General features: G+C 44.4%; 17 protein-coding genes. 1 reads left to right on the forward strand and 16 read right to left on the reverse strand.

All coding sequences use genetic code 11. The annotated features are described in order from the left end of the window. On the forward strand, positions 1-1,132 hold a 1,132-nt coding region (locus tag RYL27_RS05655; protein ID WP_314965844.1), incomplete at its 5' end, for a M24 family metallopeptidase. A 104-nt stretch (positions 1,133-1,236) separates the two neighbouring features. Here the strand turns inward: RYL27_RS05655 and gltA are convergent. From gltA to htpG, 16 genes are all read right to left on the reverse strand, one after another. Continuing rightward, on the reverse strand, positions 1,237-2,625 hold the full coding sequence (gene gltA, locus RYL27_RS05660) for an NADPH-dependent glutamate synthase (protein ID WP_314965846.1): 1,389 nt from the start codon (positions 2,623-2,625) through the stop codon (positions 1,237-1,239). Positions 2,626-2,637: 12 nt separating this feature from the next. Further along, entirely contained in the window at positions 2,638-3,519 is an 882-nt protein-coding gene (locus RYL27_RS05665; RefSeq protein ID WP_314965848.1) for a sulfide/dihydroorotate dehydrogenase-like FAD/NAD-binding protein, read from the reverse strand. A 233-nt stretch (positions 3,520-3,752) separates the two neighbouring features. Then, complete coding sequence (locus tag RYL27_RS05670; protein WP_314965850.1) at positions 3,753-5,147, reverse strand: glycine--tRNA ligase; 1,395 nt, start codon at positions 5,145-5,147, stop codon at positions 3,753-3,755. A 289-nt stretch (positions 5,148-5,436) separates the two neighbouring features. Continuing rightward, complete coding sequence (gene recO / locus RYL27_RS05675; RefSeq protein ID WP_314965852.1) at positions 5,437-6,087, reverse strand: DNA repair protein RecO; 651 nt, start codon at positions 6,085-6,087, stop codon at positions 5,437-5,439. Between the two features lie 133 nt (positions 6,088-6,220). Next, on the reverse strand, positions 6,221-7,180 hold the full coding sequence (gene era, locus RYL27_RS05680) for a GTPase Era (protein ID WP_007158024.1): 960 nt from the start codon (positions 7,178-7,180) through the stop codon (positions 6,221-6,223). 55 nt (positions 7,181-7,235) lie between these two features. Continuing rightward, positions 7,236-10,133 carry an insulinase family protein gene (locus RYL27_RS05685; protein WP_314965864.1) on the reverse strand — a complete coding sequence of 966 codons (2,898 nt, stop codon included), beginning with the start codon at positions 10,131-10,133 and terminating at the stop codon, positions 7,236-7,238. Between the two features lie 93 nt (positions 10,134-10,226). Next, the gene (locus RYL27_RS05690; RefSeq protein WP_314965854.1) at positions 10,227-11,216 is read right to left on the reverse strand and encodes a YdcF family protein; all 990 of its coding nucleotides are present in this window, start codon (positions 11,214-11,216) and stop codon (positions 10,227-10,229) included. 159 nt (positions 11,217-11,375) lie between these two features. Next, entirely contained in the window at positions 11,376-12,608 is a 1,233-nt protein-coding gene (locus RYL27_RS05695; RefSeq protein ID WP_314965856.1) for a peptidase U32 family protein, read from the reverse strand. 84 nt (positions 12,609-12,692) lie between these two features. Then, entirely contained in the window at positions 12,693-13,346 is a 654-nt protein-coding gene (locus RYL27_RS05700; protein ID WP_314965858.1) for an O-methyltransferase, read from the reverse strand. 8 nt (positions 13,347-13,354) lie between these two features. Then, complete coding sequence (locus tag RYL27_RS05705; RefSeq protein ID WP_007158029.1) at positions 13,355-13,834, reverse strand: endolytic transglycosylase MltG; 480 nt, start codon at positions 13,832-13,834, stop codon at positions 13,355-13,357. A 7-nt stretch (positions 13,835-13,841) separates the two neighbouring features. Further along, entirely contained in the window at positions 13,842-15,554 is a 1,713-nt protein-coding gene (locus tag RYL27_RS05710; protein ID WP_334307570.1) for a ribonuclease J, read from the reverse strand. 404 nt (positions 15,555-15,958) lie between these two features. Then, positions 15,959-16,225, reverse strand: a complete 267-nt coding sequence (locus tag RYL27_RS05715) for a DUF1292 domain-containing protein (protein WP_007158032.1) — start codon at positions 16,223-16,225, stop codon at positions 15,959-15,961. Between the two features lies 1 nt (position 16,226). Beyond that, a complete protein-coding gene (gene ruvX, locus RYL27_RS05720) occupies positions 16,227-16,652 on the reverse strand; it encodes a Holliday junction resolvase RuvX (protein ID WP_007158033.1) in 426 nt (141 codons plus the stop codon). Positions 16,653-16,712: 60 nt separating this feature from the next. Beyond that, on the reverse strand, positions 16,713-16,979 hold the full coding sequence (locus RYL27_RS05725; RefSeq protein ID WP_007158034.1) for an IreB family regulatory phosphoprotein: 267 nt from the start codon (positions 16,977-16,979) through the stop codon (positions 16,713-16,715). Positions 16,980-17,191: 212 nt separating this feature from the next. Further along, entirely contained in the window at positions 17,192-19,120 is a 1,929-nt protein-coding gene (locus RYL27_RS05730) for a flavocytochrome c (protein ID WP_314346567.1), read from the reverse strand. A gap of 165 nt (positions 19,121-19,285) precedes the next feature. Further along, positions 19,286-21,403, reverse strand: a complete 2,118-nt coding sequence (gene htpG / locus RYL27_RS05735; RefSeq protein ID WP_314965863.1) for a molecular chaperone HtpG — start codon at positions 21,401-21,403, stop codon at positions 19,286-19,288. Positions 21,404-21,702: the final 299 nt, after the last annotated feature.

Consider the following 21,702-nt stretch of genomic DNA (forward strand, 5'->3'; position numbering starts at 1 on the left):
CATTCGCATGGATCGTTTCGACTTATACATTGACGAAAGAAAGCTGGACAAGGCTTTGCAGGAAAAGCTGGCTACGGATGGCGTAGTGCTTCATCCCTACAATGCCATTTATGAGGATGTAAAAAAACTTTCCGACAAGGATATCGTCATGATTGACCCGAGCAAGCTAAACTATGCTCTCTTCAACAATATTCCCAAGTCTGTAAAGACCGTAGAAAAGAGAAATCCTGCCATCTTAATGAAGGCTATCAAGAATCCTGTTGAGATTGAAAATATTCGTAAAGCCCAGATTAAAGATAGCGTTGCACACCTTCGCTTTATGAAGTGGCTGAAGGAAAATATCGGTAAGATTAAGATTACAGAGATATCTGCCGCAGCAAAGCTGGATGAGCTCCGTGCCGAAATGGGCAACTTTATCCGTCCCAGCTTCGAGCCCATTTCTTCCTTTGGTCCTCATTCCGCTATTGTGCATTACACCTCTTCTCCTGAAACTGATGTGGAATTCCATACCGGAACCCTTTACTTAAGTGATACCGGTGCAGGCTTCTATGAGGGCTCCACAGACATTACCAGAACCTTTGCTTTAGGTGAAGTTCCTCAGCAGATGAAGGACGACTTTACTATGGTTGCCATTAGTAACCTGCATCTTGCTAATGCGAAGTTCTTAGAAGGATGTAGCGGTTTAACGCTGGATATCCTCTGCCGTCAGCCATTCTGGGACAGAAACTTAAACTTTAACCACGGTACCGGACATGGAGTAGGATACCTTCTGAACATCCATGAAGGTCCTATGGGCTTCCGTTGGAAGTACCGTGCCGGAGAAGTGGAGGCTTTCCAGGAGGGTATGATTATTACTGATGAGCCGGGATTCTATGTAGAAGGTTCCCACGGCATCCGTCTGGAAAATGAGCTACTCGCCAGAAAAGGGGTGAAGAATGAGTATGGCCAGTTTATGTATTTTGAGACCATTTCCCTGATTCCTTTTGACTTGGATGCCATCAATCCTGAGATGATGACTACTGAGGATAAGAAGCTTTTAAATGACTACCACGCGAGAGTTTATGAGACCATTGCTCCACTACTTAAGGAAGACGAGAAGGAATTCTTAAAGAAGTACACCAGAGCAATCTAATATTATACTTCTAAATGAGAACAAGATATCACACAGTATAAGAGCGATAAGCATAAATAAAAAAGTAGAGCAGGATGAACCTGCTCTACTTTTTTATTTATTGATTACTTATTCGATAAGTACTCGTGAATTCCCTTTGCTGCCGCTTTTCCTGCACCCATGGCCAGGATAACGGTTGCAGCACCGGTTACCGCATCACCTCCGGCATAAACCGCCTGCTTGGTGGTTTCTCCGTTTTCTTCCTTGGCGATAATACATCCTCTTCTGTTGGTATCCAATCCCTTGGTAGTTTCACTAATCAGCGGATTGGGAGATGTTCCCAAGGACATGATTACCGTATCACAGTCAATCACATACTCGGAACCGGGAATCTCTACCGGTCTTCTTCTTCCGGAAGAATCCGGCTCTCCAAGTTCCATCTTGATGACACGGATTCCGGTTACCCAGTCATTTTCATCCACAAGAATTTCTACCGGATTCTGTAAAAGGTCGAAGATAATTCCCTCTTCCTTGGCATGGTGTACTTCCTCCACTCTGGCAGGAAGCTCAGCCTCGGAACGACGATATACTACATGAACCTCTGCGCCTAATCGAAGAGCTGTTCTTGCAGCGTCCATAGCAACGTTACCGCCGCCTACAACCACAACCTTCTTTCCGGCCTTCATAGGAGTATCTGAATCCTCTCTGTAAGCCTTCATCAGGTTGTTTCTGGTTAAGAACTCGTTAGCAGAGTAAACACCGTTGGCTGTCTCTCCGGGAATATTCATAAACTTCGGAAGTCCTGCACCTGTTCCCAGGAACACTGCGTCAAAGCCTTCTTCCTCCAAAAGCTCATCCACGGTAATGGAACGTCCTACGAAAACATTGGTAAGAATCTTTACACCCAGTTTCCGTACATTCTCAATTTCAGGACCAACGACTCTGGTCTTGGGAAGACGAAACTCTGGGATACCGTACTGTAAAACTCCTCCCGGCTCGTGGAAGGCTTCGAAAATGGTTACATCATAGCCTAATTTTGCCAAATCTCCTGCACAGGTTAAGCCGGAAGGTCCTGCACCGATAACAGCCACTTTCTTACCGTTGGGAGCTCCAGCTTTTGCTGCCACATAGTTGTGCTCTCTGGCCCAGTCCGCTACATAACGCTCCAGCTTTCCGATAGATACAGGCTCTCCCTTAATACCACGGATACAAACGCCCTCACACTGGGTTTCCTGAGGACAAACTCTACCGCAAACTGCCGGTAATGCGGAGGATTCTGCAATAATGTCTGCAGCCTTCTCAATATTGCCTTCTTTAATCTGAGTAATAAAATCATTAATCTGAATAGAAACGGGACATCCTACTACACATTTCGGATTCTTACAGTTCAAACAACGGTCTGCCTCTTCCTTAGCCTCTGCATCGCTGTATCCCAAGCATACCTCTTCAAAGTTTTTTGCACGTACCTTCGGCTCCTGTTCTGCCACAGGAACTCTCTTCATCATATTTGCCATAATTTCCCTCCCTTAGTTGCAGTTTCCACATCCGCCATGGGACTTTTCTGCTTCCAAAAGTTCCAGTAATGCTTTACCTTCTTCGGCCTTATAGGTCTGCTGTCTCTTCATTGCCAGATTAAAATCTACCAAGTGTCCGTCAAACTCCGGTCCGTCCACACAAGCAAACTTTACCTGATCTCCGACAACCAAACGGCAAGCACCACACATTCCTGTTCCGTCAATCATAATGGGGTTCATGGAAACAATGGTGGGAATTCCTAATTCTTTTGTGGTAAGGGCGGCAAACTTCATCATGATTACCGGTCCGATGGCAATACAACGGGTATACTTCTTACCCTCTTCATTGACCAACTTCTTCAACACATCGGTAACCACGCCCTTGGCTCCGTAAGAACCGTCATCCGTAGTAACATAAACATTCTTAGCTACAGAGCGAAGTTCTTCTTCCATAATCAGAAGATCCTTATTTCTGGCTCCAAGAATAACATCTGCTTCTATCCCTCTTTCGTGTAGCCACTTTACCTGAGGATATACCGGAGCAGCTCCCACTCCGCCGGCAATGAAAATCAGATTTTCCTTTTTTAACTCTTCCAGACTTAATTCTACCAGTTCGGAAGGTCTGCCTAAGGGTCCTACAATATCTGTGAAGTAGTCTCCTACTTTCAGGTGACTAAACTTCTCTGTAGAAGCGCCTACAACCTGGAACACAATGGTAATGGTTCCCTTTTCCTTATCGAAGTCTGCAATGGTGAGAGGAATTCTTTCTCCTAACTCTCCCAGCTTTGCAATCATAAACTGGCCGGGCTCCGCCTTTCTTGCTACATAGGGCGCCTCCACGTCCATGAGCCAGTCCTTGTCAACGAGATGCTCAACTCTTGTGATCTTGTACATGCTCTCCTCCATGTTTCTTTCCTACGAAAAACAAGTTTCGTAGACCTGTTCTTTCTAATTAGAATAGCAGAATTTACAGTAAAATTCATCTACAAAACAGCATTATGTTCACAGTACACAAAATCGAAACTTCTTTCTTGTGTATAGCAAAAAAGAAATGATGTTTTTTTTAGCAAATTTATTGTAGCAAATAAAATATTTTTTTCCTGTTTTTTATTTATGCAAAGCTTACTTTAATAAGCTAATTTCTCAGCAAAGTAAGACTGTAATTCACTGATAGGGATACGCACCTGCTCCATGCTGTCTCTTTCTCTTACGGTAACCGCATGATCCTCTTCGGACTGGAAATCATAGGTTACGCAATAAGGGGTTCCGATTTCATCCTGTCTTCTGTAACGCTTTCCGATATTTCCACGGTCATCGTACTCGCACATCCAATACTTGGACAATTCCTCATAAATCTTCTCTGCCCCTTCTCCCAGCTTCTTGGCAAGGGGAAGAATCCCAATCTTAATCGGAGCCAAAGCCGGATGGAAACGGAGGACAGTTCTTTCATCTCCTCCTTCCAGTTCCTCTACATCATAAGCTGCACAGAGAAAGGCCAGTGTCACACGGTCTGCTCCCAAAGAAGGCTCTACAACGTAAGGAAGATAATGCTCATTGGTCTCATCATCAAAGTACTTCATATCCTGACCGGATACCTCTTCATGTCTGGATAAGTCGTAATTGGTACGATCCGCAATTCCCCACAGCTCTCCCCAACCGAAGGGGAAGAGGAACTCTAAATCTGTGGTAGCCTTGGAGTAGAAGGAAAGCTCTGCAGCCTCATGGTCTCTGGCACGAAGCATCTCCGGCTTCATGCCTAAATTCAGAAGCCATTTCTGGCAATAATCCTTCCAATACCCGAACCACTCCAAGTCTGTGTCCGGTTTACAGAAGAATTCCAGCTCCATCTGTTCAAACTCTCTGGTACGGAAGGTAAAGTTTCCGGGGGTGATCTCATTTCGGAAGGACTTTCCGATTTGAGCAATTCCGAAAGGCAGCTTCTTTCGAGAGCTTCTCTGCACATTTTTAAAGTTTACAAAGATTCCCTGTGCAGTTTCCGGACGAAGGTAAACTGTGTTCTTTGCATCCTCCGTAACACCCTGGAAAGTCTTAAACATCAGGTTAAACTGACGAATAGGGGTGAAATTGTGCTTTCCGCAGCTGGGACAGGGTACTTCATGGGAGCTAATGAAGTTCTCCATCTCTTCCTTGGACCAGGCATCCACGGATCCCTCCAAAGGAATATTGTGACTTTCGCAGAAGTCTTCAATTACCTTGTCCGCACGAAAACGCTCACGACACTCTTTACAATCCATTAAAGGATCGGAAAAGCCTGCCAAATGTCCGGACGCCACCCAGGTTTCCGGATTCATCAGAATGGCGCAGTCAATACCTACATTATACTTGGATTCCTGCACGAACTTCTTCCACCAAGCCTTTTTGATATTGTTCTTTAACTCTACCCCTAAATTTCCATAGTCCCAGGTATTTGCAAGCCCACCATAAATTTCAGATCCCGGATATACAAATCCTCTGGTTTTTGCTAATGACACAATGGTGTCCATGGTATAATTTTTTGGCATTTTTCTCTCTCCAGTCTATTGCTGATTTCCCCAACGTTTCCTTTTACTTTTTCCATCCTACAAAGACTCTTCTCCTTATTCTTTGTAAAATTATCTGATATTATACATCAAGCCGGAGGTCTTTGGAATATCCACAGCCCATCCCCAAGGAAACTTATTTAAATACCTTATAAATAATAGCTTTTTTAAATATAAAACAGGCCTGAAGTTGGGGCACGAATGCCTCAATTTTCAGACCTGTCTTAGCAATATTCCCTAGATTATATTGCTTTTTCAGTCCTATTAAAGTTTAGGAGCCAAGACTTTTTAAGATTCGAAGGCTTTGAAATTGTTTGGGAAAGCTTTCTTTACAAAGATAATCCACATTCCGGGAAAAGGATAGAAGGGTTCCCTCCTCCAAGGTAAAAGTATAGAGTCTTCCCAAGGGTACGGACAGGACATGATGCCAGGCCTCCTGTACCGACTTTCCGGAGGGCATTGGGGGCTCCTCCGTGTATTCCCCCTCCAGCATCAGCATACGAAGCTCAAAAATTCTCCTTACCAATTCATTTTTCAAGCCTTTATGTAAGAGTGCCCTTAAGGAAAGATAAAGAAGCTCCACCATTTGGGGAGCCTCCAGATTTTCCTGGGCCACCAGCTCCGCCAGCTCTAAAAAATAGGCGGCATAGCAGGCCTTTTCCAAATCCTTTGCAATCTCTTCAAAATAGGCATCTACCTCTACAGAACGAAGGGTGTATCCTGCCTTTCCTTCCCGTAAATGAAATTTTCCGAAGACAAAGCTACGGCTCCCTGCCAAAAGAGGAGAGTTGGGACGTTTTGCTCCACTGGCCCAAACCGTCATTTTCCCCCTCTCCATAGTGAGAAGCTGTAATCGCTTGTCAAACTCCCGTAAGCTGTGCTCGGACAGCACCACCCCGTGAAGAACAATTTCCTCTTTCACTGACCCCTTCTACTTTCCTAATGGTACTTTTCCATTTCTAAACTGCTATTCCCAATCTTAGCTTCTATAAACGGAACTTTCTCGTTCCCAATCTTGGCTTCTACAAACGGAACTTTCTTGCACCCACAAAGCTCTACTTCTGCTCCCTATAACCGTATTCCCGTAGATAGGCCGGATTTTCCCGCCAGTCCTTCCGAACCTTTACAAAGAGCTGCAGATTTACCTTGGCCTCCAAAAGACTTTCCATCTGAATTCTGGCACCGGTACCGATATTTTTCAGCATGGCTCCACCCTTTCCGATAATGATTCCCTTGTGACTTTCCTTTTCACAGACAATAGTAGCCTTTACATCCCAGATACCGTTTTTTCTTTCTCGCATACTGTCCATTAGCACTGCAATGCCATGGGGAATTTCCTTATCCAGCTTATACAGAGCCTGCTCCCGAATCAGCTCCGCCGCAATTTCCCGCACCGGCTGATCCGTAATAGTCTCCTCATCGTAGTAGCGAGGGCCATAGGGAAGCAAATCAAAAAGAATGTCCTTCAGCTCCTCCAAGCCCTGACTTTTATAGGCGGAAATTCCTACAATAGCAGCAAAGTCCAGTTCTTTTTCATAGTCTTCCTTCTTTTTCAGGAAGGCATCCTCTCCCCCCAGAAGGTCCAGTTTGTTTAAAACCAGAATAATCTTTCTTTTGCTATGCTTAAGAAGAGAAAGAATCTGCTCTTCCTTCTCCCCCTTTTGCTCGGTGGCATCCACAATATAGAGAACCAGATCTCCGTTTCCTAAAGCTTTTTCCGCCACGGATTCCATATATACGGATAGCTGATTTTTTGCCTTGTGAATTCCGGGAGTATCGTGAAAAACGATTTGCCCCCTCTCCTCATCATACACCGCCATAATTTGGTTTCTGGTGGTTTGGGGTTTTTTCGAAGTTATGGCCACCTTCTGACCAATCAAGGCATTGAGAAGAGTGGACTTTCCCGCATTGGGAAGCCCTACAATGGAAACAAAGCCGGATTTCACCGGTCCTTCCTCTACTTTTACTTCTTCGCCTCTTTCCTTGGCAAAAAAATCATCAATTACAGATCCCATCGCTATACTCCCTTCCCTTTCAGAACAAAAGCCCTATATTTTTTATCCCCTGCTATTAAATCTCTTCCAGACTTTCAAAAGCAGCTTTGGCCTTTTCCAGCTCACCCTTATTTCCAATGGCACAAAGTGCCTTTTCTTGAAATGCTCTCTTGATATAGGCAGAAAGATTTCGGATATCCTTCTCCTCCACATCTAAAAGTTCATCTCTTTCTCGCTGCAAGTCTTCCTTTGTAAGCTTGGAAAGATAACAACTTAATCCCAAAAGGAACTTGGTATAGGCGGACTTTGGCATATCCAATTCGGAGATGGCTCCGATAACATATTTGTTTAACTCCAGTTCTGTCACCTTGAAGTTTTCCAGATACTCTGCCACCTTACGATATTGCTCCAAGGTTCTTTGCACATTGGGATCCCTGTAGGAAACCATAAAGCTTTCTCCGTTTCGTCCAAAGCCGCACATAGCCCCATAGGCATTTCCCTGCTCTCGAATGTTCTTCCAGAGGAAGTCGTAGGACAAAATCACCTTTAAAACCTTCAGGCTTCCGGTATAGGGGTAAGCTTCCCCTTGGAAGGAGCCTGCGGTCGCTACATAGTTCACCTGGGAGGTGGTACTGAAGGCTTCCCTGCGCTCTTTTTCCCCTGCAAATTTTGTTTCTCTCCAGTCTTCCTTTTCCGGAAAACGTCTTCCCAAGAAATCTGTAAGCTCTTTCTTTTCCTTCTCGAAAATGCCGATATCTCCCCCTGCTGCAAGGAGCAATCTTTCTCCACTAAAAATCTTCTTGGATAGGGCTGTAAGCTTTTCTACTAAGGCCTTAGGATTCTTACGAAAATCCTCTTCCAGTTCTTCTAAGAAATGCAGATAGACAATCCCCTTAATCTGCTCCTGAAAATGAGAGCTTGGAGAGAAAGTCGACATGGCACGAGTCACCGCATAGCTGTGACCGGAACCCTCCAGGCGCATTCTTTCTCTTGACTTTGCTTCCAAAAGAATCTCGGAAAGACGCTTTTCCTCCTGATAAACCGTTCGAAACAGCATCTCCTCAAGATACTCTACTGCATTTTTTAATTCTCCCTGTAAAAGCTTAAAGTCCATAGCCAAGACACCGGTGTATCGATCCTTCTCTACAAAATCCGGGTAAGCTGTTAAATCCACACTAAAGCCTCCGGTATGAAGATAAATTTCAGAATTAAAATCCTGAAAACGATAATTTTCCGTATCCATATAGGCAAGGCAGGTTTTTAAGAAGGAAAGATAGGACAGTTCCTCCTCACTCAGTCCGTCGGTATGGAATTGCAGACGAAGGTACAGAACCCCCTTAGAATCTCCGGGCACCAAAATCAACTTTCTGTCTCCAAGGCTTTCCTCCTGATAAGGGTAGGACTCCGCTTCCCGCTTGATATCCTTTCTGGAGAGTACCGGCAGAGTCTTTAAAGCTTCCTCAGTATTTTCTGTCTGCTGGTATAAAGTAAGTTCTTCTTTTACTTTTTTGATCTGTTCCTTTTCTTCCGGAGAAAATGCCTGCCATCTGGCCTGCAACTCCTCTGAAAGCTTCTCTTCCTTCTGCTCTGTCATCCCCTTCCTGGGTAATAAACGGAGGAGAGAAGAATGGGGATTGTTCAAGAAATTTTCCTTTAAGAGCTTTTCAAAATAGCCCTTGTCCACCTCTTCCATCAGTTCCTTATAAAGATCCTCTGCTTCCAGATAAAGCCAGGGCTTTCCTCCGTAGAGCCAGGAATCCAAAGCATTTAAGCTGTAAACCAATCCCTTAGGGGTACTGCCGTAATCCGCCTCCTTATACTGGAAAGCATCATGGTGAATAGCTGCCAAAATGGTCTTATGATCTAAACCATTTTCCGCGGCATCCAAAAAGCAATCCTGAATCAGCTGTAGAAACTCTCCGGCTCTCTCTTCAGAAACATTCTTACTAATAACAGAAAAATAGTGCTGTAAAATACCGTCGGAATAGCCTCCGAAAACATCCTCTCCCAAGCCTGCTTCCAAAAGCTTTTGCTTTAATACCGCTCCGGGACCGGAAAGTAAGGCATGATCCAGATAAGAAAATGCCATGGACTTCTTCGCATCCTGCCCTGCATCCAAAACAAAGTTGTAGGAAAGATAAGCTTTATTTTCACTACTATCCTTCTCGGAAATAGGATAGTAGTGGCTTTCCTCCACCATTTTTCCGAAGGGCTGCTGCCCTGCGATTTCGGAGTTTGGAGAAATCCGTTCAAATTCTTGCAAATAGGCCTCATCAATCCAGTTCAGCTTCTCCTCCATATTCATATCTCCGTAAAGGATAATGAAGGAATTGGAGGGATGATAAAAGCGCTGATGGAAGGCCTTAAAGGCATCATACGTTAATTTCGGAATGTCCTCCGGGTCTCCCCCTGACTCATTGCCGTAGGTGGTATCCGGGAAAAGGGAATGGAAGGTATAGCGTTCCAGTACGGACTCCGGATCGGAAAATGCGCCCCGCATCTCGTTATAGACTACACCGCTATAGCAGAGCTTTCCCTCCTTATTCAGGGTATAGTGCCAGCCTTCCTGCAAAAAGGTTCGATAGTTATCCAGGCAGTTTGGATGAAAAACCGCATCCAAATATACGTCCATAAGATTTTGGAAGTCCTTGTCATTCTGAGAAGCCACCGGATAAACGGTTTTGTCCGGATAGGTCATGGCGTTTAAAAAGGTCTTTAAAGAGCCCTTTACCAGCTCCACAAAGGGATCCTTTAAGGGGAACTTCTTAGAACCGCAAAGCACGGAATGCTCTGTAATGTGGGCTACTCCCGTGGAATCCTCCGCAGGGGTACGAAAGGCAATACTAAAGACCTTATTGTCATCCTTATTCTCTAAGCATAAAACCTTGGCACCGGTCTTCTTATGCTCATATACACGTGCCATGGTTTCCAGCTCTTTAATCTCTTTTTCTTCTATAAACTGATATGCCTTCATCAAAATATCTATTCCTTTCTAAACTACCGAATTCTTCCCTGATCTGTCTACAGCTTACGGTAAAGCCTGTTTACAGCTTATGGCAAAGCCTTTCTAAAGTTTATGGCAGAGCCTTTCTCCGAAGAGGAACAGTGCCTCCCGAAAGTAAAGATGCGGCCTAAGCGCAGGGTCCTCTACCGAAGGAAAGCCCACTATGCTGACTTTCTGTAAAGCATCCACTTTCCCTTCTTCCCTCTGCTTTTTTAGAGCCTGTTCCGCAAAATGGCAGGCTCTGAACATCTGATACTGGGAGCTTACAATGCCGATTCCGATCTCTTTCTCGGCTGAATCGTCTTTAATTTCCTGTCCTTCGGATGCCTCTGTTTTAAGCTCTTCCACCGAATCAAAAATCTCATCCGAATCCAAGTCCTCTTCATAGTCCACAACTTGATTTTCCTGGGCTGCCAGTCTTTTCCGGACTTCTTCCCGACGCTTTTGACGAAGATCCTCTTGTATCTCGGAGCCTTCCTGATTCTGCTCCCCTTGGAAAATGCTTTCTATTCCGTAGGAAAGCTTTTGCTCCGTAGTTTTCGAGTAAAACTCCATCAGCATAGCATCGGCGGGAATCCCCATCTTCAGCATACTTTGGTACATCACGCTGGCTTCCGCACTGGCACTGTTCCTTCCCTTACCACCGGAAAGTACAATGGTTGCCGAAGGATTCTCCTGATAGCATAAATCCGCTCTTTCCAGGCGATTTTGAAGGAGTGGCGTAATCTTATTGTTTTCCAATTCGGAACCCACCACCAAAATATAAGAAAGGGGATCCTTCCACTGCCCGTAGTGATATTGGCTTAAATAGCCGATAAGATAACTGAAAAGCAGGAAAAAAATGCAGTAACTGCTTAAACAAAAAATTCGAAAACGAAAGAACAAGGGCTTTTTCCGTAAACGCTCCGGTGCCTTATAGACAAAGGCCATCAGGAGATGAATGGCTCCCAAAAGAAGCCAAATCCAAAGAAAGGAAAGATAGGAAGCGGTGGTCCATAAAAAGCCAAAGTAAAGAAAACATCCTAAGGCTAATATTAAAAATACAATTCCCATATCTTCTCCTTTCCCGGTTTACTCCTGAAAATTCTTTCTCCTTTAGAAGACTTTTCTCCTTAATAGACTGTTCTCTTTAATAGACTGTTCTCTTTAATGGAATTTTCTCCTTAATGGAGTTTTCTCCCTAATGGAGTTTTCCCTCTAATAGATTTTTTTCTATTTGTCTTCGATTCTTCTTAATACATCCTGGGCTTCCGGAAGTACGGAAAAACGAATCTTTAAGTTCTGCTTGGAATGGGGGCAGGATTCCAGTGCTTCTCCGGTATCCGCATCCTCCATGGAAAGCACCTCTGTATCCAGATTATCCCCGTTTGGCTTCATAATGGAAATGCTTTCCCCCACGGAAAATTTATTTTTCTGCTGTAAGAAGGCAAACTCTCCCTCCACCTTCTCCACTGTTCCCAGATAAACAGCACCTGCACTATAGCTGTTGTTACCATAAATCTGGTCTTCCTCATCCGGTCTACCGTAGTAGAAGCCGGTACTATAGTCTCTAAAGGTACATTTCCGGATTTCTTCCTCATAAATCGGAAGCTTTTCCTCATACTTCTTCGGATCCTCCAGATAATCCTGAATAGCCACCTTATAGGTTCTGGCCACGGTAGCCACATATAGCTCCGTCTTCATTCGCCCTTCAATCTTTAAAGAATCCACTCCCGCCTCAATCAGGTCGGGAATATGACTAATCATATTCAGATCTTTGGAATTGAAAATGTAGGTTCCCCTATCATTTTCAAACACCGGATAATACTCTCCGGGACGCTTTTCTTCCATCAAAGAATACTTCCAGCGACAGGGATGGGTACAGGCTCCCTGATTAGCATCCCTTCCGGTGAAAAAGCTGGAAAGCAGGCAACGGCCGGAATAAGACATACACATTGCCCCATGCACAAAGGCCTCGATTTCCATATCCTCCGGAATATGAGACCTGATTTCCTTAATCTCTGCCAAGCTTAGCTCTCTAGCACAAACCACTCTCTTTACGCCCAGCTGATGCCAGAAACGAAAGGTTTCATAGTTGGTATTGTTGGCCTGAGTGGAAATATGAATCTCCACTCCCGGCATCATTTCCTTTGCCAAAAGGAAGGCTCCCGGATCCGCAATCAATACCGCATCCATCTCCACTTCCTTTAATTCGGAAAAGTACTCTCGCATAGGCAGTAAATCCGCATTGTGGGCCAAAATATTGGCGGTGACATAGACCTTTACCCCTCTTTCATGGGCATAGTCCACCGCTTCCTTCATCTTTTCCAAACTGAAGTTCTTGGCATTTGCCCGGAGGGAAAATGCCTCTCCTCCCATATAGATGGCATCCGCCCCGTAATGAATGGCGGTTTTCAAGCCCTCCATAGATCCTGCCGGAATTAATAACTCCACTTTTCTCTTCATAATCCTACTTTCTACTCTATGTACTGATGAACTCATTGTATTTATGAATTTTTTGTACTGATGAATACTTTCTACTGATGAGCTCTATGCTTTCTTGATAGACAGACTTACTCCGTCTCCAATAGGTAAAATGGAGGTCTCCAGACTTTCCTCCCTTTGCAGAAGCCTCAGGAACTCCCGCATCCGCTTGTGAATCGTTCTCTGTCTTCTATCCAAATAAAAGCGACTCTCCAACAATAATTCTCCCTGGAGAATATTGTCACAAAAGAGTATACCACCGGGAGACAAGAGTTTCAAAATAGAAGGAAGCCAAAGAGGATATTGAGCCTTGGCAGCATCCAAAAATACAAAGGAAAACTGCTCTTTCTTTTCCAGAAGCTCCTCCAAAATCCTGCTTCCGTCCCCTTCCAATAAGGTGATATTATCCTGATAAGGACTTGCCCCGAAGTTCTGTTTCGCCTTTTCGATTCTGGGCGGAAAATTCTCCACCGTTACAATCTCCCCTTCTCCCCCTAAGGCATCCATCATCACCAGGGCGGAATAGCCTACAGCAGTCCCCAATTCCAAAATTTTAGGCTTTTTTTTCGTTTTCAAACAAACACGAAGAAGCGCTGCGGTTTCCTCCCGTAAAATAGGGACGGCCTCCGATAGCGCTTCCTTGCGAATCTCCTCCAGGAAAGCAGTTCTTTCCGGGAGGAAGGATTGTATAAATTGGCTGATTCTGTCTTTTTTATCCAAAGTACTTCCTATTCATTTTCATTTCCGCCACCGATTTCCTGATCCTCTCGGCTTTCCTCGGTGCTCTGGTCTTCCGTCTCAGTAACTAAGTTCTTATCGCTTAATTCCTGATTCTTCTTTCCCTCCTCTGTAATACTGTCCAGCATTTCCACCTGGGTCATGGCTGTACTCAGAGTGTATTTTCCCGGAAGCAACTTACTGTGGTAAAGCTTGGCTTTCAGGGCAAAGGCCTGGGCGTTTTGAATAAGTCCCAAAGACTTGGCGTTTTCTCCCACTTCCTTCCAGGACTCCCCCTCCTGAATATCCAAGGTGATTTCCCTTCCCGGTGAGGCTTCCATGGCATGGTCGTACATAAGACCATGGCCATAACGATAGGCAACTTGTACCCCCTGCAAAATCAAAAACAAAAGAAATACGAGAAAAAGAAAGCGTACAGATACACTCATCAATATTTGGGTAAATGCCCTTAAGAAGCTTCTTTTCTCCATTTTCCGTTTATACCTCCATAATTACCGGTAAAATCACAGGATTTCTCTTAATCTTCTTCCAAAGGAAGTCGGACAGTCCATCCTTAATCTGAGTCTTAATCTTACCCCAGTCGCTGACATGGGTGCAAAGACAGTCATCCACCACATCCTGCACCGCCACTCTGGCTTCTTCCATTAAATCCTCAGACTCCCTCACGTAGACGAAGCCTCGTGAAATCAAGTCCGGTCCTGCCATCAGATGTCCTGAATATTTTTCCAGGGTAAGAACCACCACAATGATTCCGTTCTGTGCCAGGTTCTGACGGTCTCTCAGCACAATATTTCCTACATCTCCGATGCCCAGTCCGTCCACATAAACACCGCCGGCCTGCACCTTTTCTTTGATGCTGTAGCTGACTTCTTCTCCATTCGCCGTGAACTCCAGTACATCACCGTTGTCCAGCATCAGGCACTTATCCTTATCTACACCGACAGATTCCGCCAGCGTTGCTGCAGATCTTCTATGATGAAATTCACCATGGAAGGGTACAGCATACTTGGGCTTTACCAGGGAGTACAAAAGCTTCAAATCCTCTGCGCAAGCATGACCGGAAACGTGGGTATCCTGCATAATCACCTTGGCATGGAGCTTACACAGCTCATTAACAACCCGGTCTACCGCCCGCTCATTCCCGGGGATAGGATGAGAAGACATAACTACCACATCATTGGGGCCAATGCTGACCTTCCTATGCATGCCGCTGGCCATACGGGAAAGAGCCGCCATAGACTCTCCCTGAGATCCGGTGGTAATCAGAACAGTCTGCTCATCGGGATAATCCTTTAAATTTTCAATGTCAATGAGGGTTCCCTCCGGAATATGAATATACTCCAACTCGGAGGCCACAGAGATAACATTCACCATGGAACGTCCCTCTACCACAACTTTCCTCTTGTACTTTGCGGCAGTGTCGATAATCTGCTGCACACGATCCACATTGGAGGCGAAGGTAGCCACAATGATTCTGTTATTCTGATGCTCTGCAAAAATCAAATCAAAGGTTCTTCCCACTGTCTTTTCAGACATGGTGAAGCCCGGCTTTTGGGCATTAGTGGAATCGGAAAGCATGGCCAGAACGCCGTTCTTTCCCAGTTCCGCAAAGCGCTGTAAATCTATCTGATCCCCAAAAACAGGTGTGTAATCCACTTTAAAGTCTCCGGTATGGATAATCACACCGGCAGGAGTGGTAATCGCCAAGGCAGCCGCATCCTGAATAGAGTGGTTGGTCTTTACGAATTCCACCTTTAAATCTCCGAAGTTCACGGTTTGACCGAACTTCATGGTCTTCATCTTCACCAGCTTATCCAAGCCGTTTTCCACAAGCTTCCGCTGAATCAAAGCCAGAGTGAGCTTCGTAGCATAAATCGGTACATTAATCTGCTGTAAAACATAGGGCAGAGCACCGATATGGTCCTCATGACCATGGGTGATTACAAAGCCCTTCATCTTATGAATCTTGGACTTAATGTAGCTGATATCCGGAATAACCAGATCAATTCCCAACATATCATCTGTAGGGAAGGCCAATCCGCAGTCCACGATAATCATGGTATCCTCTGTCTCAATGGCAGTGATGTTCATACCGATTTGATCCAGTCCCCCCAAGGGGATTACCTTCACAGAGCCCTGAAAACTATGCTTCGGCTTTCTTCCCTTTGCCTTACTTTCCGATACCTCCATGGTTCCGGTGAGCAAGGGAAAATGCTCCGGGCTGTAAACCGGTTTGTCCTCCTCCCTGCCTCTTGGTCTTAAGGGATTTTTTCTTGGGGTTGGCACGTTCATCATCCTGCTTTCCTGCTTCGCCGTTGCTCTGGCATTGGCTGTTCTGTAATTTCTCTTTCCATCGGTACTTTTCGATTTTCCAATCTGACTCTTGTGTACGTTTACGATACGATGAGCCCCTTCTACCTTCTTCTTTTCACTGTTGTTGCTGTTTCCGTTATTTCCTTCTTTCATTCTATTCCTTTCTTAGTCTATATTCGTTTGTATTTACGTTTCTTTCTTTACATTCGTGTTTTAATATTTTCTTGCCCCCACTCTCTCGGGCTTTTCTTAGCTTAATGAGAACTTTTCCAAGTCCGACTCTATCTCTCTATGGTAATATCTTCTCCGGAAAGCAGCTCCGCGAAAATATCCATAATGCGTTCCGCCTCTTCTCCCTCCGCAAAGCTGAAATCCGCTTCTTCGTCCTCAGGGGCGGATGTGTCCTTCATCACATAGCAAACGCCGTCTTCCCCTTCTTTGGCATCGGTAACCAAAATATAGGTCACTCCCTGTACCACAGTTTCCTCCAAAATTTCCAACTCTAAATCATCTTCTTCTGAACGTAAACGAATTCTTCCGCCTTCCATTTTACCCTTCCTCTCTGTTTCGAAGGTAATCCTCTAAAATTACCTGAGCAGCTACCTGATCTAAAACTTCCTTTTGTCTATCCTTGGGAACCCCGTTTTCTCGCAAAATTTCTTCCGCTTCCATGGTACTGAGCCGTTCATCATACAAATGTATGGGAAGCTCTATTTTTTTCTTAAGCATTTCCTGAAAAGCCAGAACCCGTTCTACCCTTTCTCCTTCACTACCGTCCATGTGGCAGGGATAACCCAGAACCAACTCTTCCACCTGATATTCCTTGCAAGTTTCCTGAATTTCTTCTACGGTCTTTCGTAATTTTCCTTCTCTTTCCCGCCAAATGGTTTTAAGAGGCTGAACAATGATACCCAAAGGATCAGTGATGGCGAGCCCCACTGTTTTGGATCCGTAATCTAATGCTAAAATCCGCATACTACTCCTACTGAAACTGAAGAAAAGGTCTCTCCGGAACTCCAGACAGACCAAAAAAGCTTATGACTTTTTTAATTTACTCTCTACATAATTCCGCATTAACTCTTCCAGGAGTTCATCCCGCTCTACCTTGTTAATCAGGCTTCTGGCCCCCTTATAGCTGGTAATATAGGTAGGATCTCCAGACATAATGTACCCCACTATCTGGTTAATAGGGTTATAGCCCTTCTCTGTCAACGCTGTATAAACTTCCTTTAATACCTCTGATGCCGCCAAACTGTTCTGCACCGGTTTAATAATCTGGGTATGGTTCATCTCATTATTCATAAAAACACGTCCCTCTCAAAACTTGCCTTATTCTATCTCATTTTTATTGTTTTCGCAAGTCCGCTTTCCTTACTTTCTTTTTACAGTCCCCATGATTTCCTACACAATATGACGACAAAAAAAGGCCAAAGAATAAGTTCTTTAGCCTTTTTTTCCTATCCCTGCATCAATGTATTTTTTGGAAAGTATCGATGCATTAGGGAAATTTTCTATTAGCCCTGGAATTTTGCTGCGGATTCTCCTGCAATTTTTCCAAAGACAGTAAAGTCTGCAACAGCATTTCCGCCTAAACGGTTAGCCCCATGTACTCCTCCGGTAACTTCTCCTGCCGCAAAAAGTCCGGGAATTGCATTGCCGTTCTTGTCCAAAACCTCGGTGACTTCATTGATGCGAAGTCCTCCCATGGTGTGATGTACGCCGGGAGTTACCTTAATGGCATAGAAAGGTGCTGTATCCAGTGGGTCCGCAAAGCTGGTTCTTCCGAATGCGCTATCCTCTTTCTTCGCTACACTTTCGTTCCACTCAGTAATGGTCTTTTCAAAGGCATCCTCAGGAACCCCCATAGCCTTGGCAAGGCTCTTGGTATCTTCACCGGTCACGGTATATCCGGACTTAATATAGCCCTGAATAACAGCGGATTTCTCCACCATCTTATTATCAAGCACCAGATAAACCTGAGAATTAGTCTGTTCAATCTCCGCCTTGGATACCGCATCTCTGGTTCCTACCTCGTCGGTAAAACGAAGACCTTCCTGGTTCACCAGAATAGCACCGTCTCCCCGCAAGCCCTCTGTAATAAGATGGGCATCGTTTGTGGTTACTGTAGGGTGAATCTGAATCTGATCCATATCTACGGTGTCCGCTCCAACAGCTTCCGCCATGGTGATTCCCTGTCCTAAAGCACCGGGTGCATTTGTGGACATATAGCCCTTTAAGCTTGGCTGGTACTTTTCCACCATCTCCTTATTAGCTGCAAAACCGCCGGTAGCTACAATAACCACAGGAGCTTTAACCTCTACAGAGTTTCCGGAGCTGCCCTTAGCCTTTACACCGGAAATCTTGCCATCCTCTGACCTGGTAATTTCCTCCGCGGTTACGGAAGTCAGTAAGGTAATCTTATCCCGTTTTTTCAGATTCTCCTCTAAAATAGGAATCATGTAAGAACCCACCGCAATAACCTTTCCATTCTCATCCACAGGACGATGAATTCTCTTTACGGAAGCTCCTCCAAAGGAACCTACATTATGAATGGTCATTCCTAATTTTTCAAGATAATCAATAGCCGGACCGGATTGTTCGGCCAATACCTTGACCAAAGTAGGATTGTTCTTGCCCTTTCCTCCCACCATGGTATCCAATTCCATCAACTCTACGGAATCAAAATATCCTTCCGGATTGGCCTGATAAGCGGCGTATTGTTCCTTTACCTTGGCAGCTAAGGCGGTAATGGTTTCATTGTCACTGTACTTTTCCGCAGCTGTTGCCAGAGTTTTCTCTACTCCTGCTCCTTCTTCAAAGGTATTCTCGTTCTGCCACTTGGTCGCTGCTGCATTCATACCTCCGGTTGCACGGATAGAGTTTCCTCCCACCATGGCCTGGCTTTCCAAAATCACAACAGATTTTCCCAAATCCGCTGCGGTAATAGCGGAAATCATTCCTGCCCCGCCGGCACCGATAACTACCACATCCGCTTCCAGATTCTGGTCCTTCTCCGGCTCTGCTTTGCTGCTTCCACCGCTGGGAGTACTAAACTTATCTGTAGAGAAGCCCATTTCCTTAATAGCCTGCTCTACACCGGTACGGAGAGCCGTGCTGGATACGGTTGCACCCGCAATACCGTCCACGTTAAAGCTTTGCTGTTCCACCATCAAAGCCGGAAGAGCTTCCACTGCTTTGCTTCCGATACCCTGGGTTTCAGAATTGCTTAAGACATTTACCCCATAGAGTTTATCCGCATCTGCGGTAACCTCCAATGTCATGTCTCCTCCGAAACCGGCTACAGTAACCTTCTGTGTCTTTGCCGTATCCGGAGCGTCCACCTTTCTCGCCTGTTCTGTATTCCAAGAACGAATCCCTAAAATCACAGCACAGAGAATACCGGCGAGAATCACCAAGTAAGATAAAAATTTCTCGTTCTTCATGCTACTCCTCTACTCCTAAAAAACTCTACTCCTGCATCGTTATATTTATAACATAAATCTTCTTATTTTGACTATTAGCAAAAACTCGCGGAAAAATAAGTATTTTCCGCGAGTTTCTATCATTTTTTACAAATTTAAAAATTTATCGGCAAGCTTGTACTTCTTTTAAGCCTTTTTCTCCTCTACAAACTGTAAAAGAAGCTTTTCGGAGCGATCTACGAATTGCTTCATCTCTTCTCCGTTCAGGCTGGCATTTTGAATACGGGCAAGGTCATAAATCTGCTCTTCAAGAAGCTTTCCTTCCTCTGTTTCCAAAAGAGTCTCATGCTTCAGAAGATAATCCACTAAAGGATGCTTTTCATTTAACACCAAACTCTCCTCCAAAGGAAGTTCTCCCATAGGCATGCCGGAAATAGCATACATTTTCATCATCTCCTGCATTCTTCTGGATTCCTCGGAAATGGATAGCAGCGCAGCCGGTGTATTCGACAACAGCCTTTCCAGTTTTATCTTCAGCTTATCCTTTGCAAGATTCTTTTGGAAGCTCTTTTCCAATTTTTCTGAAAGGCTTTGAAGATTTTTCTGTTCCTCCTCGGAAAGCTTCTCCTGCATAGCCTCCTGGAAGTCCGCATCGATTCTTTGGAAACGAAGCCCTTCATTTTTCGCTTCTAATTCAGTAATAAAGGCAGAATCGATTCTTTCCGTGAGATAAACCGCTTCCTTTTTATGCTCTTTAAAGATGCGAATATACTGGCTCTGGGCTAAGGCATCGGAAACATAGTAAACTCTTTGTACCTTTTCCTCCTGCTTTTCCGCATCGCCGGACTGCTCCGTGGTACCGCTTTCATTTGTATTTTCATCGGAAGTCTGATTCTCTTTCTGCTGACTCTCCTCAGAACTCTTATCCCCGGTATTCTCGGAAGCAGACTCTGAACCATCCTTCTTCTCCCTAAGCTCCGGTAAAGTGAGATACTTGTCCTCTAAATCCTTAAACAGGATATAGTCCTTCATTTTCTCTGCAAATTTCTCATCTCTAAGAATACCGTACTTGATAAAGGGAGAAATGTCATCCCAATACTTCTCATAATTCTCTCGATCCGTCTTGCATAAACCGGAAAGCTTCTCTGCCACTTTTTTGGTAATGTAATCGGAAATCTTCTTGACAAAACCGTCATTCTGCAGCTGAGAACGAGATACGTTCAAAGGAAGATCCGGACAATCAATCACACCCTTTAAAAGAAGCAGATACTCGGGAATGACCTCTTTAATATTATCCGCAATAAAGACTTGATTGTTATAAAGCTTGATAGTTCCCTCGATGGATTCATACTCCGAATTAATCTTCGGGAAATACAGAATTCCCTTCAAATGATATGGATAATCCATATTCAAATGAATCCAGAACAAAGGCTCCTTATAATCATGGAAAGTCTTCCGATAAAAATCAAGATACTGCTCTTTTGTCACAGACGAAGGAGACTCTCCCCAAAGCGGATGGATTTCATTCAGGAGTACGGGGCGCTTTTCAATCTTCAGCCTTGCCTCCGTTTTTTTCTCCTCGCCCTTCTCGTCCTTTTCTACCTTCTCCGGAATCTCTTCCAAAACAACATCTCCGGGAAGCTTTTCAGAGGCCAAAATTTCCTGACTGTCCTTAGGAAGCTTCTCCAGATAAATTTCAACCGGCATAAAAGAACAATACTTTTCAATAATGGAACGCATTTCCCATTCATTGGCATACTTTAAGCAGTCATTGTTCAAATGAAGGGTAATCTCCGTACCGTGAGAAGACTTACTGCCTTCCGTCATGCTGTAATCCGTTCCGTCATCACAGGACCAATGCACCGGCTTTGCGTCCTTTTTATAAGAAAGGGTTTCAATTTCTACCCGATCGGCAACCATGAAAGCAGAGTAAAATCCAAGACCGAAATGGCCGATAATCTGATCACTGTTGGCTTTATCCTTGTATTTTTCAATAAAATCCGCTGCACCGGAAAAAGCAATCTGCGTAATATACTTTTCTACTTCTTCCTCCGTCATACCGATACCGTTATCCTTAAAGCAAATGGTTTTAGCATCAGGATTCACGATAACGCTTACCCGGCCTTTATAGTCTACCGGCTTCTCCCATTCGGAAATTAAGGCAAGCTTCTCCAACTTTGTTACCGCATCGGTAGCATTGGAAATCTGCTCACGTACAAAAATGTCCTGATCGCTATACATCCATTTCTTGATAATCGGGAAAATATTCTCACTATGAATTGATAAAGATCCTTTTTTTTCCATAAAATACCTCTTTTCTACTATATAAAATATAAACACATAAATCCTATGTCTCCTATAGCTCCTATAGCTCCTATAGCTCCTATAGCTCCTATGGAGCACCAAACAAAAATAGTATAACACAATTATTAGCACTCATCAAGTATAAGTGCTAATAATTCCTTTCTTCATGCTTTAGGGAGGTATTTCTATATCCATTTAAAAACTATAAAAGGAAAGATTTTAAACTATAAAAAAACCGGATTATAAATCACTACCACCCGTCAAACGGGTGGTTTGCTCGGGGCTATAAGCCCCTGCTA

Origin of the sequence: Oribacterium sinus (genome assembly GCF_963537195.1) — a bacterium.
GTDB lineage: Bacteria > Bacillota > Clostridia > Lachnospirales > Lachnospiraceae > Oribacterium > Oribacterium sinus_A.

What these genes read in the sequence shown, in the direction of transcription:
- RYL27_RS05665 (WP_314965848.1), bottom strand. Translation starts at nt 3,519, where the DNA reads ATGTACAAGATCACAAGAGTTGAGCATCTCGTTGACAAGGACTGGCTC.
- era (WP_007158024.1), bottom strand. Translation starts at nt 7,180, where the DNA reads ATGGGATCTGTAATTGATGATTTTTTTGCCAAGGAAAGAGGCGAAGAA.
- RYL27_RS05690 (WP_314965854.1), bottom strand. Translation starts at nt 11,216, where the DNA reads ATGGGAATTGTATTTTTAATATTAGCCTTAGGATGTTTTCTTTACTTT.
- RYL27_RS05710 (WP_334307570.1), bottom strand. Translation starts at nt 15,554, where the DNA reads ATGGAGGTATCGGAAAGTAAGGCAAAGGGAAGAAAGCCGAAGCATAGT.
- ruvX (WP_007158033.1), bottom strand. Translation starts at nt 16,652, where the DNA reads ATGCGGATTTTAGCATTAGATTACGGATCCAAAACAGTGGGGCTCGCC.
- RYL27_RS05685 (WP_314965864.1), bottom strand. Translation starts at nt 10,133, where the DNA reads ATGAAGGCATATCAGTTTATAGAAGAAAAAGAGATTAAAGAGCTGGAA.
- htpG (WP_314965863.1), bottom strand. Translation starts at nt 21,403, where the DNA reads ATGGAAAAAAAAGGATCTTTATCAATTCATAGTGAGAATATTTTCCCG.
- RYL27_RS05715 (WP_007158032.1), bottom strand. Translation starts at nt 16,225, where the DNA reads ATGGAAGGCGGAAGAATTCGTTTACGTTCAGAAGAAGATGATTTAGAG.
- gltA (WP_314965846.1), bottom strand. Translation starts at nt 2,625, where the DNA reads ATGGCAAATATGATGAAGAGAGTTCCTGTGGCAGAACAGGAGCCGAAG.
- RYL27_RS05695 (WP_314965856.1), bottom strand. Translation starts at nt 12,608, where the DNA reads ATGAAGAGAAAAGTGGAGTTATTAATTCCGGCAGGATCTATGGAGGGC.
- RYL27_RS05730 (WP_314346567.1), bottom strand. Translation starts at nt 19,120, where the DNA reads ATGAAGAACGAGAAATTTTTATCTTACTTGGTGATTCTCGCCGGTATT.
- RYL27_RS05670 (WP_314965850.1), bottom strand. Translation starts at nt 5,147, where the DNA reads ATGCCAAAAAATTATACCATGGACACCATTGTGTCATTAGCAAAAACC.
- RYL27_RS05705 (WP_007158029.1), bottom strand. Translation starts at nt 13,834, where the DNA reads ATGGAGAAAAGAAGCTTCTTAAGGGCATTTACCCAAATATTGATGAGT.
- RYL27_RS05725 (WP_007158034.1), bottom strand. Translation starts at nt 16,979, where the DNA reads ATGAATAATGAGATGAACCATACCCAGATTATTAAACCGGTGCAGAAC.